The sequence below is a fragment of the Rathayibacter sp. PhB179 genome, from assembly GCF_004345345.1.
In the GTDB taxonomy this organism is placed as follows: domain Bacteria; phylum Actinomycetota; class Actinomycetes; order Actinomycetales; family Microbacteriaceae; genus Rathayibacter; species Rathayibacter festucae.
In genome coordinates this window covers 57,512-71,415 of the sequence record NZ_SLVD01000013.1, presented here as the reverse complement: position 1 = coordinate 71,415, position 13,904 = coordinate 57,512, and the positions used below count along the sequence as shown (strand labels likewise).

Genomic DNA, 13,904 nt, shown 5'->3' with positions numbered 1-13,904 from the left:
CGTGCGGCTCAGCGGGCGGTCAGACCGCGCGCCACGTCCTCGGCCGTGAGCAGCTCGCGCGGCGACTCCGCCCGCGCTCCGGCCGCGCCGAGGACGTCGACGGCGGCGAGGGCGTCGAGGTCCAGACCCGTCGGCCCGGCCAGACTCGACACCGCGACCTGGAAGGTCCGGTAGGCGCCGAGCGGGGCGAGGCCCTCGCGGTCCTCGCCGTCGACGATCCGGCGCACCAGCGCGGTCTGGTCGAGCAGGTACGCGGTCGCCGCGAGGGTCGTGCCGTCGGGGCTCCAGGCCGCGATCTTCCAGAACCGCAGCGGGATGCCGATGCTGCGGTAGACCGGGTCGCCCTCGGCCAGCACCGGGCCGGTGAAGACGTCGATCCGGGCGCGGTTCGCCTGCGCGTAAACGAGGACGAGGTCCTCGAGGCCGAGCCACAGCTCCTTGGACTGGTTGAAGCCGCTCGCCTGCGGCGCCGCGTTCGTGTAGCAGAAGCTGTCCACGTTGCCGGCGCGCGCCTCGGCCGGGTCGCCCCAGACGGGGTCGCGGCGGCGGACGAGGTGGCCGCGGTCGAAGTCGTTCCGCGCGTACACCTCCGGCCCGGTCTGCTCGCTCGCTGGCACGCGCTCGTCGAGATGCCAGTCGTCGCCGCGGCCGAGGTCGAGCAGCCGCGCCCCGTCGATGTTCACCGCGGTCGAGAGCGCGAGCCGGCGCTCCGGGTCGAGGAGCACCTCGAAGTGCGTGTACGGCAGCTGCCGCACCACGCGGTCGCCGGAGGGACGGGGCGCCGCCAGCGGGGCGCCGAGGAAGCCGGGATCGAAGCCGCTCACTGGTCGACCTCCGCCGTCGGGGTGACGGTGGGCGTCGCGGTCGGCGGCGGCGTCGGAGTCGCGGTCGGCTCCGCGGTGGGCTCGGCCGTGGCGGTCGGAGCCGTGGTCGCCGTCGGAGCGGGCGCCTGCGTCGCGGGAGCGGGCACCAGGGCGCCGTTGCTCACCAGCAGCGTGATGCTGGAGTAGCGGGCGATCGTCGTCCCGGCGCCCGGGTCGGTGCCGGCGACGGTTCCGGCGGGCGTCGCGGCGTCGACGGTGGCGCCCTCCTCGACGTCGAAGCCGAGGTCCTCGAGGACCTCGGTCGCGTCGTCGACGGACTGCCCGGCGACGTTCGGCACGGCGATCTGCCGGCCGTTCAGCAGCGCGCTGCTCGGCTCGGCGAAGTCGTCTCCGCCGTACTTCTCGTCGGCGGCCGTCATCACCCTGTTCCAGATGTAGTGGCGGATGTTCGATGCGTAGGGCCGCGACTCCAGGTCCGAGTTCGGGAAGCGCACCTCGCGCATCGAGACGTGGCCGTCGATGTTGCCGACCCAGACGACGGTCGCGACGCGAGAGCTCGCGCCGTCGATCCAGGTGGATTCGGCGTTGTCGGTGGTTCCGGTCTTGCCGATGTGCTCGATCCCGTCATCGGGATCCGACTGGGCGGCCGTACCGGACGTGACGACGCGCTGGAGCGCGTAGTTCGCCACGGCGGTCAGCTCGGGCGAGAGTGCCTGGTTGCAGGTCGACGTCGGCGGCTGCACGCCGACTCCGGTCGCATCCGTGATGGAGTCGATCGCGATGGCCGAGCAGGCGGAGCCGTTGTTCGCGAATCCGGCGAAGGCGGTGACCATCGAGATCGGCGAGATCAGGGTGTCGGAGCCGAGGATCGAGGACGGCTTGTAGTCGATCACGCCGCCGTCCGCCGCCTTCACTCCGAAGGCGACCGCCTGGTCGCGGATCGCGCAGAGATCGAGCTGCTGCGCCATGGAGACGAAGACGGTGTTGATCGAGCGCATCGTGCCCTCGAGGACGCTGTAGGTGCCGTTCTCGTTGTCGTCGTTGCCGACGGCGGGATAGGACAGGTCCTCGCCGCCGTTCGGGTCGCAGCTCGCCGTGAAACCGGAGAAGCCGCGCTCGCGGCCGTTCACCGTCTCATAGAGCGTGTGCCCGTTGGCGAGCCACTGCGCGAGGGTGAAGACCTTGTAGGTCGACCCCACCTGGAAGCCGGCGGAACCGCCGTAGGCCGTGTCGGTGTTGAAGTTGATCGCCGAGAAGTTCGCTCCGTTCACGGAGCCGGCGGCGTCGTAGTCCTTGTTCTGCACCATCGCCAGGACGCGGCCCGTGCCCACCTCCATCGAGACGGTCGAGCTGCCGATGTTGACGTCGTTCGTGGGCACCTTCGGCACTGCGGCGTTCGTGGCCGCCGTCGCGACGTCCTGGAGCTCGCGGTCGAGCGTCGTGTAGATCTTGTAGCCGCCGCGCTGGAAGTTGGCGAAGCGGGTGTTCTCGTCGTCGCCGAAGGCGGGGTCGTTCTGGATCACCCGGGTCACGTAGTCGCAGAAGAAGGCGGCGTTGCCGGCCTGCTGGCAGCCCGTGGGCGTCTCCTTGATCGCGGGGACGACCTCCTCGGCCACCGCCGCGTCGTGGTCGGCCTGGGAGATCTTCCCCTCCTCGAGCATCCGGTCCAGGACGTAGTCGCGCCGGACCTTGTTCTCGGGGATGTTCTCCGGTTGGTCGATCCGGAGGCCGTTGGGGTTGTTCACCGTCGCGATCAGGCTGGCGGCCTGGGCGAGCGAGAGCGTCGCCGCGGTGCTGGAGAAGTAGTACTCGGCCGCGGCCTGGATCCCGTAGACCTGCCCGCCGAAGCCGGCGATGTTGAGGTAGCCGAGCAGGATGTCGTCCTTGCTGTACTTCTTCTCGAGGTCGACGGCGAGCTTCATCTCCTTGAGCTTGCGCGCCGGCGTCGTGGCGGTCGCCTCGTCGTAGGCGGCCTGCGAGGCGGCGGCGTCGGTGTCGCTGAGCGCCTCGGCCTTCTGCACGAGGACGTTCTTGACGTACTGCTGCGTGATCGAGGACCCGCCCTGCAGATCGCCGCCGACCACGTTGCTCAGTACCGCGCGGATCGTGCCCTGCAGGTCCACGCCCCCGTGCTCGTAGAAGCGCGGGTCCTCGGTCGAGACGGCCGCGTCCTTCACGAACTGGCTGACCTGGTCGAAGGCCACCTCCTCGCGGTTCTGCGCGTAGAAGGAGGCGAGGAGACCGTCGGTCCCGTCGGCGTTCTTCGCGTAGATCTCGGTCTTCTGCGCCAGCTGGCCCAGCTCGAGGTACTCGGGCACGGTCTCGAAGAGGCCGATCGGGTTGTTGGCGGCGAGCCCGGTGACGGCGAGGGCGGGAGTGACGCCGACGGTGATCAGCAGCCCTCCGGCCAGGCTCGCTCCGACGACACCGAGGACGCGGGCGAGCACGCCGCTGCGGGCGGTTCCTTGCGCAGACATGGCTACGAGAGTAGGCGACGAGTCTGTACCGGCGGTGCCGCGCTGCGCCGCGTCGGCTCGGAGTACGGTGAGCGGATGAGCCGGCAGCAGCGATGAGCACCCCCGCAGACACCGCGACGAGCCGCCCGCGCGCGGTCCTCGTGGTCGCGATCCTCGCCTCCTTCGTGGCGTTCCTCGACGGCACCGTCGTCAACGTGGCACTGCCCGCGATCACCCGCGAGCTCGGCGGCGGGCTCGCCGTGCAGCAGTGGGTGGTCGACGGCTACCTGATCACCCTCGGCGCGCTGATCCTGGTCGCCGGCTCGCTGGCCGACCGGATCGGGCGCGCCCGCAGCATGACGATCGGCCTGATCGGCTTCGGCGTCACCTCGCTGCTCTGCGCGCTCGCGCCGACGGCGGAGGTGCTGATCGTCGCGCGGATGCTCCAGGGCGCCGCCGGGGCGATCCTCGTGCCCAGCTCGCTCGCGCTGATCATCGCGACGGTCCACGGCGCCGCGCAGGCGAAGACCATCGGCGCGTGGACCGCGTGGACGGGCACGGCGACGATCGCGGGCCCGGTGATCGGCGGGCTGCTGGTGGACGCCGGCTCCTGGCGCTACGTCTTCGCCCTCAACCTCCTCCCGATCGCGGTGACGCTGCTGCTGCTGCGCCGGCTCGGCCACGTAGACTCCGGCACCCGGGTGCCGATCGACGGCGTCGGCGCGGTGCTCGGCGTGATCGGCCTCGGCGGGCCGGTGTTCGCGCTGATCGAGCAGGAGCGGCTCGGCTTCGGGAACCCGCTGGTGCTCGTGGCCCTGATCGGCGGTCTGGCCGCCCTGGTCGCCTTCGTGCTCTGGGAGCGGCGGACGCCGAACCCGATGCTGCCGCTCTCGCTGTTCGCCTCGCGCAACTTCACGGTCGGCAACGTCTCGACGGCGTTCGTCTACGGGGCGCTCTCGTTCGGCTTCTTCGCCCTCGGTCTCTACCTGCAGCAGGGACTCGGCTTCTCGGCCACGCTCGCCGGCCTCGCCACGCTGCCGCCGACGATCCTGCTCCTGCTGCTCTCGCAGGTCGCCGGCTCGCTGACGGCGCGGTTCGGGCCGCGGCTCTTCATGGGCGTCGGCCCGCTGGTGGCCGGCGTCGGCTTCCTGCTGCTGGCCGGCGTCCGTCCGCCGGCCGACTACGCCACCCAGCTGCTGCCCGGCATCCTGCTCTTCGGGCTGGGCCTCGCGATCACCGTCGCCCCGCTCACCTCCACCATCCTCGGCGCGGTCGACAGCCGGCACAGCGGAGTCGGCTCCGCCATCAACAACGCGGTCTCGCGGATCGCCGGGCTGGTCGCGATCGCCGCCACCACCCTGATCGTCGGCGACACGCTCGACGCCGAGGGCTTCCGCCGCGCGGCGATCGCGACCGCCGTGCTGCTCTTCCTCGGCGGGCTGGTCTCGCTGCTCGGCATCTGCAACCCGATGCGCGACGCGGAGCCGACGGCCGCGCGCTGACAGGTCGGCCGCCCCGGACGGCTCAGCCGTCGAGCTCCGCGACGTCGTAGCCGAAGATCGCGCCGTCGGCGTCCTCCTCCGCGATGCCGGCGTAGGCGAAGCCGAACGGGTTCTCGCCGTCGACGATCGCGTTGTAGACGCCGTCGAAGGAGAAGCGGCCGGTCACCGGATCGACCGGGGTGAACCGGCCCGCGTCGCGGCGGAGGTCGACGCGCTCGTTCGGGTCCGAGAAGTTCACGAAGGCCTTCGAGGGCATCGGACCGCGCGAGATGGTGACGGTGCCGGTCAGCGGCGGGAACTCGACCCGGTCGCCGACGCGGGTCCCGCGGTACTGGCGGGGGGTGAAGACGATCGTCCCGGTGATCTCCGTGGTCGAGGCCGCGGCGCCGGGGGAGGCGAGTGCGGCTCCGACCACGGGAGCGGCCCAGGCGCCGGCCAGCACGGTGCGGCGGCGGAGGGCGTCGGCGGGGGTGGGGGCGTCGGTCATCGGTGTCTCCTGTCGAAGAGCGCCTCCGGAGGGGCGCCGGCTCTGGCCGGGGATCGCGCGGATGCTGCGGGGCCGTCCTCAGTCTTCGTCGTGCTCCGCGCGGACTCGCCCGCGCCGTGGCGACCGTCTGTGCCCCTTCCGAGGGTGGAAGGCGGCGTGGAAGTGTCCATCAGTCGTCGGACAGGGGTCCCGTGTCGAAAAAGGTTGTCGCTACATGGAATACTCGATCCGTCGATGCGCTTGCATACATCGGACGGGGACGAGCTTCCCGCGCGATTCACACTCTCGAGGAGAAACCATGAGCGACACCACCACCATCCCCGGATACCGCGCCGGCACCTGGGTCATCGACCCCACGCACAGCGAGGTCGGCTTCAGCGTCCGCCACCTGATGATCAGCAAGGTCAAGGGCAAGTTCGAGCGCTTCACCGCCACCTTCACCACCGGCGAGAACCCGCTGGACTCCAAGGTCGAGGCCACCGCCGAGGTCGCCTCCATCAACACCAACGAGCCCAACCGCGACGGACACCTCCGCACCGGCGACTTCTTCGAGGCGGAGAAGTACCCCTCGATCCACTTCGTGTCGACCGCGGTCCGCGCGAACGGCGACGACTTCCTCGTCGACGGCGAGCTCACCATCAAGGACGTCACCAAGCCCGTGACCTTCGAGGTCGAGTTCGGCGGCTTCGGCTCCGACCCCTACGGCAACTACAAGGCCGGTCTGACCGCCAAGGCGACCATCGACCGCACCGACTTCGGTCTCACCTACAACGCCGCCCTCGAGACCGGTGGCGTGCTCATCGGCGAGAAGGTCACCATCACGCTCGACCTCCAGGCCGCGCACCAGGCGTAGTCCGTCCCACCACGACCGAGACCGCCCCTCCCCACCGGGGAGCGGGCGGCCTCCGTCGTTCCAGGCCACCCCTCCGCCACTCCACCCCTCCGCCACCCCGGTACCTCCGGCTCGCGAAACCACCTCCGGCTCGCGATTCCTGCCGGTTCCCGCGTGCCGAGGCGGTCTCCGCGAGCCGAACCTCCGGCTCGTGATTCGCCCTCCGGCTCGCGATTCCGCCCCGTTTCCGCGCGCCGCGACGGTTTCCGCGAGCCGAACCTCTGGCGGGAGAACCTCCGGCTCGTGATTCCGCCCCGTTCCCCGTGCCGAGGCGGTTTCCGCGAGCCGAACCTCCGGCGGGAGGACCTCCGGCTCGTGATCCGGCCTACGGCTCGTAGTTCTGCGGGGTTCCGGCGTGCCGAGACGGTTCTCGCGAGCCGAACCTCCGGCGGGAGGACCTTCGGCACGCGAAATCATCTCCGGCTCGTCGTTCTGCGCGGTTTCCGCGTGCTGAGGACGTTTCCGCGAGCCGAACACGTCAGGCGCGATGAGCTTCGGCTCGTGATTCGAGCTCCGGCTCGTGGTTCTGCGGGGTTTCCGCGTGCCGGGGCGGTTTTCGCGAGCCGAACCTCGGGTGGGAAGCCCTCCGGTTTGCGATTCGACGGTCGGCTCGCGAAATGATCTTCGGCTCGTCGTTCTACGCAGTTTCCGCGTGCCTGGGCGGTTCTCGCGAGCCGGAGCTTGGGCGGCGAGGCCTTCGGCTCGCGATTACGCGTACGGCTCGTGGTCTGGCGGGGTTTCCGAATGCCGAGGAATGTTCGGCGAGCCGGAGGTCCGGTGGGAGGATCTTCGGCTCGTGATTCGACCTCTGGCTCGCGGTTCCTCACGGTTCCCGCGTGCCGAGGTGGATTCTGCGAGCCGGACTTCGCCGTCGAGCAGCTTCGGCTCGCGGAATCAGCTCCGGCTCGTCGTTCTGCGCGGTTTTCGCGTGCCCAGGCAAGTTTCGCGAGCCGAAGCTCGGGCTGCGGGAGTCGCGGCTCGCGATTCCACGTCCGGCTCGTCGTTCCGCACGGTCTCCGCGTGCCGAGGCCGGCTCTGCATGCCCGAGACCCGCGCGTCGGCACGGCCGTGCCGCACCGGGCTAGAGGATGCCGAGCTCGGTCAGCTGCTCGGAGATGCCGGCGCCGTCCGGGGCGTAGACCCACGGGGTGCCGCTCGTCTCCGAGAGGTCGGCCGCCTTCGAGCGACCGCCCGCGAGCACCGCCTCGCCGTTCGAGAGCTGGCGGATCGCGATCGCCGCGACCTTCTCGGGGTGCTCGTGCGCGAAGTCGGAGTAGATCTCCTCGTCGTGCTGCCCGTCGTCGCCGACCAGCAGCCAGCGGACGTCCGGGAACTCCATGGCGAGGCGGCGGAGGTTCTCCTCCTTGTGCTGCTTGCCGCTGCGGAACCAGCGGTCGTGCGTCGGCCCCCAGTCGGTCAGGAGCAGCGCGCCCGCCGGGTAGAGGTGCCGCGACAGGAACCGCGTCAGCGCCGGCGCCACGTTCCAGGCGCCGGTGGAGAGGTAGATGACGGGCGAGCCCTGGTTCTGGCGGGAGAAGCGGTCGAGGAAGACGGCCATCCCCGGCGTGGGCATCCGCGCGTGCTCGTCGAGCACGAAGGTGTTCCAGGCGGCGACGAAGGGCCGGGGGAGCGCCGTGACCATGACCGTGTCGTCGACGTCGGACACGACGCCGATCCTCGCCTCCGGCCGCACGATGAAGACGGGGGCCTCGACCGGCGCGCCGCCCTCGACGGTGAGGGTGATGCGGTGCCAGCCCGGCTCGAGCGTGATCGGGATGTCGGTGTCGATCACGCCGCCGCGGTCCGCGACCATCCGGTGGCTCTGCCCGTCGACCGAGACCGAGACGACCGCGCCGCTGATGTAGAGACTCGTGAAGCTGCGCCAGCCGCGGACGCTCTCCACGGGCTGGACCTCCTCCGCCCCGGGCGGGGTGGGCCGGGTGTAGAGGACGCGCGCGAGCACGCGGAGCTGCTCGGTGGTGCCGTAGCCGGTGTAGGGGATGATCCGCGGCACGTAGCCCTTGCGCGTCACCCGGCGCATGCGCAGCGCGTGGATCCGGTCCTCGATGCGTGCGGCGCGGTGCAGGACCTCGGCCGCCCCGGCGCTCATCGGTTTGCTCTCAGGCGTCAGCGGCATCCGCCCAGTGTGCCAGACGGCCCCGACGGCCGGACGCCCCCGTCCGGCGGGCGCCGCGCTGCGCCGGAGGAGGGACGCCGGTCCGGCTCAGTCCTCGACGGGCTCGATCAGCTCCGGCCCGTTGCTGCCCACCTTGCCGACCGCGGCGCCGACGCGGTGCACGTCGAGCTCCTCGGCCAGCTCGGCCGCGCCGTCGGACGCCGCGCGCAGCAGCGAGCCGTCGCCCGGGGTGAGCGGGTCGAGCCAGTCCTCGATCAGCTCCGGCTGCAGCAGCACGGGCATCCGCTCGTGCACCTCGGCCACCGCGCCCGCGGACGGGCGCGTCAGGATCGTCGCCGACAGCAGCCACGGCGCCCCGGGCTCCGCCGAGCGCCACCACTCGTACAGCCCGGCGAACAGCACGAGTGCCCCGCCGCCCGGGGAGACGAACACGGGGGCCTTCGCGCCGTCGGCGCCGACCCGCCACTCGTACCAGCCGGAGGCCGGCACGATCGCCCGTCGCGCGGCGAAGGACTCGCGGAAGGAGGGCTTCTCGGCGACCGACTCGATCCGCGCGTTGAAGAGCGGCGCACCGGACGGATCCGCGGCCGAGCGGGGCACCAGGCCCCAGCGCGCGCCGGCCAGGCGGCGGCGCGGCGGCTCGCCCTCCTCGACGCCCTTCATCGACTCCGCGACGACGGCGATCCGCTGCGTCGGCGCGATGTTCCAGGACGGGCCCGGAAGATCCGCGCCGGGCTCGTCGATGTCGAAGAGCGCGACCAGGTCGGCGCTGGTCTGCGAGAGGACGAAGCGTCCGCACATGGGTCCTCCTGGGGTGCCGCTGCGCGCCCACCCTACGCGGGGCGAAGAAAGCGAGAGACATTCGGTGATTCGACGCGAACGGCACGTCCGCGTGCGTACGATTGTAGAAACCGATACCGAAGGAGCTTCGCCGTGCCGCTTGGAAACCTCGTCGATCGACCTTTCGGAGAGTCGCCTCAGGTCCGCAACGAGCCCGTCCAGGTCCGCAGCGCGGCCCGGCTGGCCTCCCTCCTCGACGCCGCCGCGGCCGTGGTCGACGAGGTCGGCTTCGACCGCCTGACCACCGCGATGGTGGCCGAGCGCGCGGGCGCCGCGATCGGCACCGTCTACCGCTACTTCCCCGACCGCATCGCCGTGCTCCAGGCGCTGCGCGAGCGCGCGCTCGAGCGCTTCCGCAAGAAGGTCATCACCGACATCCGCGAGAAGCACCCGGCGGACTGGTGGGGCGCCGTCGACTGCGCGGTCGATGCGTTCTGCGACATGCACCGCACCGAGGCCGGCTTCCGCTCGATCCGCTTCGTCGACACGATCCACGCCCCCGAGGTCGCGGGGGAGGCGTTCGAGGCCGGCTTCTTCGCCCGCCGCTTCGCCGAGATCCTCGCCTCCGAGTACGGCCTGCCCGGCGGCGCCCAGCTGTCGTTCCGCCTCGAGGTCGTGATCGAGGTCGCGGACGCGATGCTCACCCGCGCCTTCCTCATCGACCCGGCCGGCGACCAGCGCTTCATCGACGAGGCCCGGGCGCTGCTGCGCAACTACCTCTCGATGCACTACGGGCCGATCGAGCCCTGACCGCGACGGCCGCCGGCGGCCTAGCTCTTTCCACGCTCCGGTGCAACACTGCGCCATCCGGGTTGGCACGCGTCTCCGAATGATGTTTTGCTGATCGCCAGGTTCTGACCGGGACCACGGGACAGGGAAGAGCAGGACCGTGATCGAATTCCGCGGAGTGAGCAAGCAGTATCCGGACGGCACGCGGGCGGTGGACGACTTCTCGCTCGTGCTGCCCTCCCGGCAGACGACCGTCTTCGTCGGCTCGTCCGGCTGCGGCAAGACGACGATCCTGCGGATGATCAACCGCATGATCGAGCCGACCGGCGGCACGATCGAGATCGACGGCGAGGACATCTCGCGGCTCCCCGCCGTGTCGCTGCGCCGCCGCATCGGCTACGTCATGCAGAACTCGGGCCTCCTGCCGCACCGCCGGGTGATCGACAACATCGCGACCGTGCCGCGGCTGAACGGCGTGGCGAAGAAGCCCGCCCACGACCGCGCGCTCGAGCTGATGGACACCGTCGGGCTCGACCGCTCCCTCGCGACCCGGTACCCGAGCCAGCTCTCCGGCGGTCAGCAGCAGCGCGTCGGAGTCGCGCGCGGTCTCGCCGTCGACCCCAACATCCTGCTGATGGACGAGCCGTTCGGCGCCGTCGATCCGCTCGTGCGCGCCGACCTCCAGCGCGAGACGCTCCGCCTGCAGCGCGAGCTCGACAAGACGGTCGTCTTCGTCACCCACGACATCGACGAGGCCTTCCTGCTCGGCGATCAGGTCGTCATCCTCGAGAAGGGCGGCCGGATCGCGCAGAAGGGCTCGCCCGCCGAGATCCTCGCGAACCCCGCCAGCGAGTTCGTCGCCGGCTTCGTCGGAGCCGACCGCGGCAAGCGCTCGCTCTCGATCGAGGAGCGCGACGGCGCCCGGATCGTCGTCGACGGCGACGGACGGCCGACCGGCGTCCTGCGCGCGCAGGACGGCGTCGGCGCGTGAACTGGGTCGTCAACAACACCGATCAGATCGTCGCGAACCTGCTGGCGCACCTCGCGCTCTCGGTCCCGCCGATCCTGCTCAGCTTCGTGATCTCGCTGCCCTTCGGCTGGATCGCCAACCGCTACCGCTGGAGCCGCGGCACGCTGCTCACCGGGCTCGGCGTGCTCTACGCCATCCCGTCGCTGGCCATGTTCATCCTGCTGCCAGCGCTGCTCGGCATCCCGCTGCGCTCCACGGCGAACGTCATCATCGGCCTCACGCTCTACGGCATCGCGCTGATGGTGCGGACCACCTCCGACGCGCTCTCGGCGGTGTCGGAGGACGTCACCCAGTCGGCGACGGCGATGGGCTACTCGGCCTGGGCGCGGTTCTGGAAGGTCGAGTTCCCGCTCGCCGGTCCCGTCCTGCTCTCGGGCCTGCGCGTCGTCACGGTGAGCACGGTCAGTCTCGTGACGGTCGGCGCGGTGCTGGGCATCCAGAGCCTCGGCCTGCTCTTCACGGACGGCTTCCAGCGCGGCATCCAGGGCGAGATCATCACCGGCATCGTGCTCACGATCGTGCTGGCCCTCGTGCTCGACGGACTCCTCGTCCTGCTCGGGCGACTGCTGATGCCGTGGACCACCCTCGACCGGAGCCGCTCCCGCCGCAGGAGCGCCGCGAGCGCGAAGGCGGTGACCGCGTGAACCTCATCGCCCAGGCCTTCGCCTGGATCGGCGACCCGACGCACTGGGAGGGCATCTACGGCGTCCCGACCCGCGTCGCACAGCACCTCGGCATCAGCCTCATCGTGCTGGTGATCGCCGCGGCCATCGCCATCCCGCTCGGCTACCTCATCGGCCACACCGGCAAGGGCAAGGGCATCGCGGTGCCCGTCGCCGGCGGCCTCCGCGCGCTGCCCACCCTGGGCGTGCTGGTGCTCGCGGCGATGAGCCTCGGCCTCGGCCTGGGCGCCCCGCTGATCGCGCTGGTGATCTTGGCGATCCCGTCGATCCTCGCGGGCGCCTACTCCGGGCTCGAGGCGGTCGACCGCCGCACCGTCGACGCCGCGCGCTCCGTCGGCATGACGGAGTGGCAGATCCTGGCGAAGGTCGAGATCCCGCTCGGCCTGCCGCTGCTGATCGGCGGTCTCCGCGTCGCGGCGCTGCAGATCATCGCCACGGCGACGCTCGCCGACTACATCGGCGCCGGCGGTCTCGGCCGCTACATCTTCCAGGGCGTCAAGGCGGGCGACTACCCGCAGATGCTCGCGGGCTCGATCATCGTGATCGTGCTCACGCTGCTCAGCGAGGTGCTGTTCGCGGTCCTCCAGCGGATCGCCGTGCCCCGCGGCGTCGTGCTCGGCCTCGGCCGCGCCAGGACCGAGCGCTCAGGTTTCCGCGCGTCGTCACTCCGACGCCGCGCGGTGGTGGGAATCCCCATCGACGAAGGGAAATAAGAGATGTTCACAGCAACCAAGAAGGGCCGTGTCGTTCTCAGCGCACTCGCGGTCGGCGCCGTGGTGGCGCTGGCAGGGTGCTCGTCCAGCGATCCGCTCGACGAAGGATCGGGAGCGACCGCCGGCGGCGACACCATCGTCATCGGCTCGCAGGACTACTACTCGAACGAGATCATCGCCGAGATCTACGCGCAGGCCCTCGAGGACGGGGGGATGACCGTGCAGCGCGACTTCCGCATCGGTCAGCGCGAGATCTACCTGCCCGAGATCGAGAGCGGCTCGATCGACGTGTTCCCCGAGTACGGCGGCAGCCTCCTGCAGGCGCTGGAGCCGGACACGACCGCGACCACGGCCGACGACGTCTACTCGGCGCTCACCGACGCCCTGCCCGACGGACTTCGCGCGCTCGACGCCGCGGACGCGAGCGACCAGAACTCCTACACGGTCACCCAGGCCTTCGCCGACCAGTGGAACCTGACCGACATCGCCTCGCTGAAGAACGTCACCGACCCGATCGTGCTCGGCGGCAACTCCGAGCTGCAGACCCGTCCCTACGGGCCCGACGCTCTGCAGTCGAAGTACGGCATCGCCACGACGTTCCAGGCGATCGAGGACAGCGGCGGATCGACGACCGTCGACGCGCTGGCCAGCAACCAGATCCAGATGGCGAACATCTACACCGCCGACCCGAACATCGAGTCGAACGACCTGCTGCCCCTCGCCGACCCCGACGGCCTGTTCGTCGCGGACAACGTGGTGCCGATCGTCTCCGACAAGGTCGACGACGACGCCGCCGAGATCATCAACGGGGTCAGCGCGAAGCTGACCGCCGACGACCTCGTCGCGCTGAACTCCGAGAGCGTCAACGAGCAGAAGTCGGCCGCGGCCATCGCGACCGAGTGGCTCACCTCGGCCGGCCTCCTCGGCTGACCCGAACCGCTCAGGCCCGGAGGCGCGTCACTCGTCGAGGTGACGCGCCTCCGCGCGTGAGAGGAGCTTCTTCACGCCGAGGACGACCAGCACGAAGACCACGATCGCTCCGACGAAGAGGTAGCCCGCGTAGTGCAGGCTGTCCGACAGCTCGCGGTAGCCGCCCGCCGCGGCGGCCCCGACGCCGACGTAGGCGAACGACCAGAGGATGCACGCGGGCGTCGTCCAGGCCATGAAGGTCCGGTAGCTCATGCCGCTCATCCCGACGGTGAGCGGGATGAGGGAGTGCAGCACCGGGAGGAAGCGCGAGAGGAAGACGGCGATGCCGCCGCGGCGCGCGAGGTAGCGCTCGGCCCGCAGCCAGTTCTTCTCGCCGAGGCGGCGGCCGAGGCGCGACCCGCGGATGCGCGGTCCGAACCAGCGGCCCAGGTAGAAGCCGACCGACTCGCCGCAGAGCGCGCCGATGATCACGGCGATCGCCAGCGCGACGAACTGCGGGGGAGAGGTCACGCCGGTCGCGCTGACGATCACGATGGTGTCGCCCGGCACGATCAGCCCGGCGAGGATCGTCGTCTCGAAGAAGACGGCGAGGCCTGCCAGCAGGGTCCGCCAGACGGGCGGCACGCTCACGACGAAGGCGAGGATGCCGGTCAGAGCGTCGTTCACGGGCGCGTGCGGTCC

13 protein-coding genes are annotated in these 13,904 nt (G+C 70.9%); 7 read left to right on the top strand and 6 right to left on the bottom strand.

Going from position 1 to position 13,904, the window contains the following annotated elements:
* Nucleotides 1-8: 8 nt before the first annotated feature.
* Nucleotides 9-824, bottom strand: coding sequence for a DNA/RNA non-specific endonuclease (locus EDF43_RS20705; protein WP_132438352.1), 816 nt, complete (start codon nt 822-824; stop codon nt 9-11).
* Nucleotides 821-3,301, bottom strand: coding sequence for a transglycosylase domain-containing protein (locus EDF43_RS20700; RefSeq protein WP_132438351.1), 2,481 nt, complete (start codon nt 3,299-3,301; stop codon nt 821-823). Before EDF43_RS20700 ends, EDF43_RS20705 begins: the two co-directional genes overlap by 4 nt.
* Nucleotides 3,302-3,393: 92 nt before the next feature.
* On the opposite strand from EDF43_RS20700, the gene EDF43_RS20695 reads away from it, so the two are divergent.
* A complete protein-coding gene (locus EDF43_RS20695; RefSeq protein WP_132438350.1) occupies nt 3,394-4,782 on the top strand; it encodes a DHA2 family efflux MFS transporter permease subunit in 1,389 nt (462 codons plus the stop codon).
* A gap of 22 nt (nt 4,783-4,804) precedes the next feature.
* Here the strand turns inward: EDF43_RS20695 and EDF43_RS20690 are convergent, their stop codons facing one another.
* Complete coding sequence (locus tag EDF43_RS20690; RefSeq protein ID WP_123445584.1) at nt 4,805-5,269, bottom strand: hypothetical protein; 465 nt, start codon at nt 5,267-5,269, stop codon at nt 4,805-4,807.
* 298 nt (nt 5,270-5,567) lie between these two features.
* Here EDF43_RS20690 and EDF43_RS20685 point away from each other — a divergent pair, with 298 nt between their 5' ends.
* Complete coding sequence (locus EDF43_RS20685; RefSeq protein ID WP_123445585.1) at nt 5,568-6,122, top strand: YceI family protein; 555 nt, start codon at nt 5,568-5,570, stop codon at nt 6,120-6,122.
* A gap of 1,120 nt (nt 6,123-7,242) precedes the next feature.
* Here EDF43_RS20685 and EDF43_RS20680 read toward each other — a convergent pair.
* Both EDF43_RS20680 and EDF43_RS20675 read right to left on the bottom strand, forming a co-directional pair.
* A complete protein-coding gene (locus EDF43_RS20680; protein WP_243581799.1) occupies nt 7,243-8,271 on the bottom strand; it encodes a phosphatase domain-containing protein in 1,029 nt (342 codons plus the stop codon).
* Nucleotides 8,272-8,385: 114 nt separating this feature from the next.
* Entirely contained in the window at nt 8,386-9,099 is a 714-nt protein-coding gene (locus tag EDF43_RS20675; protein WP_132438349.1) for an SOS response-associated peptidase, read from the bottom strand.
* Nucleotides 9,100-9,231: 132 nt separating this feature from the next.
* On the opposite strand from EDF43_RS20675, the gene EDF43_RS20670 reads away from it, so the two are divergent.
* From EDF43_RS20670 to EDF43_RS20650, 5 genes are all read left to right on the top strand, one after another.
* Nucleotides 9,232-9,888 carry a TetR family transcriptional regulator gene (locus tag EDF43_RS20670; RefSeq protein WP_132438348.1) on the top strand — a complete coding sequence of 219 codons (657 nt, stop codon included), beginning with the start codon at nt 9,232-9,234 and terminating at the stop codon, nt 9,886-9,888.
* A 139-nt stretch (nt 9,889-10,027) separates the two neighbouring features.
* Nucleotides 10,028-10,858, top strand: a complete 831-nt coding sequence (locus EDF43_RS20665) for an ATP-binding cassette domain-containing protein (RefSeq protein ID WP_123445589.1) — start codon at nt 10,028-10,030, stop codon at nt 10,856-10,858.
* Entirely contained in the window at nt 10,855-11,541 is a 687-nt protein-coding gene (locus EDF43_RS20660; protein ID WP_132438347.1) for an ABC transporter permease subunit, read from the top strand. Before EDF43_RS20665 ends, EDF43_RS20660 begins: the two co-directional genes overlap by 4 nt.
* Entirely contained in the window at nt 11,538-12,293 is a 756-nt protein-coding gene (locus tag EDF43_RS20655; protein ID WP_132438346.1) for an ABC transporter permease, read from the top strand. The genes EDF43_RS20660 and EDF43_RS20655 overlap by 4 nt, the downstream gene beginning before the upstream one ends.
* Before the next feature lie 3 nt (nt 12,294-12,296).
* Nucleotides 12,297-13,223, top strand: coding sequence for an ABC transporter substrate-binding protein (locus EDF43_RS20650; RefSeq protein WP_132438345.1), 927 nt, complete (start codon nt 12,297-12,299; stop codon nt 13,221-13,223).
* Nucleotides 13,224-13,250: 27 nt separating this feature from the next.
* Here the strand turns inward: EDF43_RS20650 and EDF43_RS20645 are convergent, their stop codons facing one another.
* Nucleotides 13,251-13,889, bottom strand: coding sequence for a DedA family protein (locus EDF43_RS20645; RefSeq protein WP_132438344.1), 639 nt, complete (start codon nt 13,887-13,889; stop codon nt 13,251-13,253).
* Nucleotides 13,890-13,904 lie beyond the last annotated feature (15 nt).

What these genes read in the sequence shown, in the direction of transcription:
- EDF43_RS20700 (WP_132438351.1), bottom strand. Translation starts at nt 3,301, where the DNA reads ATGTCTGCGCAAGGAACCGCCCGCAGCGGCGTGCTCGCCCGCGTCCTC.
- EDF43_RS20695 (WP_132438350.1), top strand. Translation starts at nt 3,394, where the DNA reads ATGAGCACCCCCGCAGACACCGCGACGAGCCGCCCGCGCGCGGTCCTC.
- EDF43_RS20680 (WP_243581799.1), bottom strand. Translation starts at nt 8,271, where the DNA reads ATGAGCGCCGGGGCGGCCGAGGTCCTGCACCGCGCCGCACGCATCGAG.
- EDF43_RS20685 (WP_123445585.1), top strand. Translation starts at nt 5,568, where the DNA reads ATGAGCGACACCACCACCATCCCCGGATACCGCGCCGGCACCTGGGTC.
- EDF43_RS20650 (WP_132438345.1), top strand. Translation starts at nt 12,297, where the DNA reads ATGTTCACAGCAACCAAGAAGGGCCGTGTCGTTCTCAGCGCACTCGCG.
- EDF43_RS20690 (WP_123445584.1), bottom strand. Translation starts at nt 5,269, where the DNA reads ATGACCGACGCCCCCACCCCCGCCGACGCCCTCCGCCGCCGCACCGTG.
- EDF43_RS20675 (WP_132438349.1), bottom strand. Translation starts at nt 9,099, where the DNA reads ATGTGCGGACGCTTCGTCCTCTCGCAGACCAGCGCCGACCTGGTCGCG.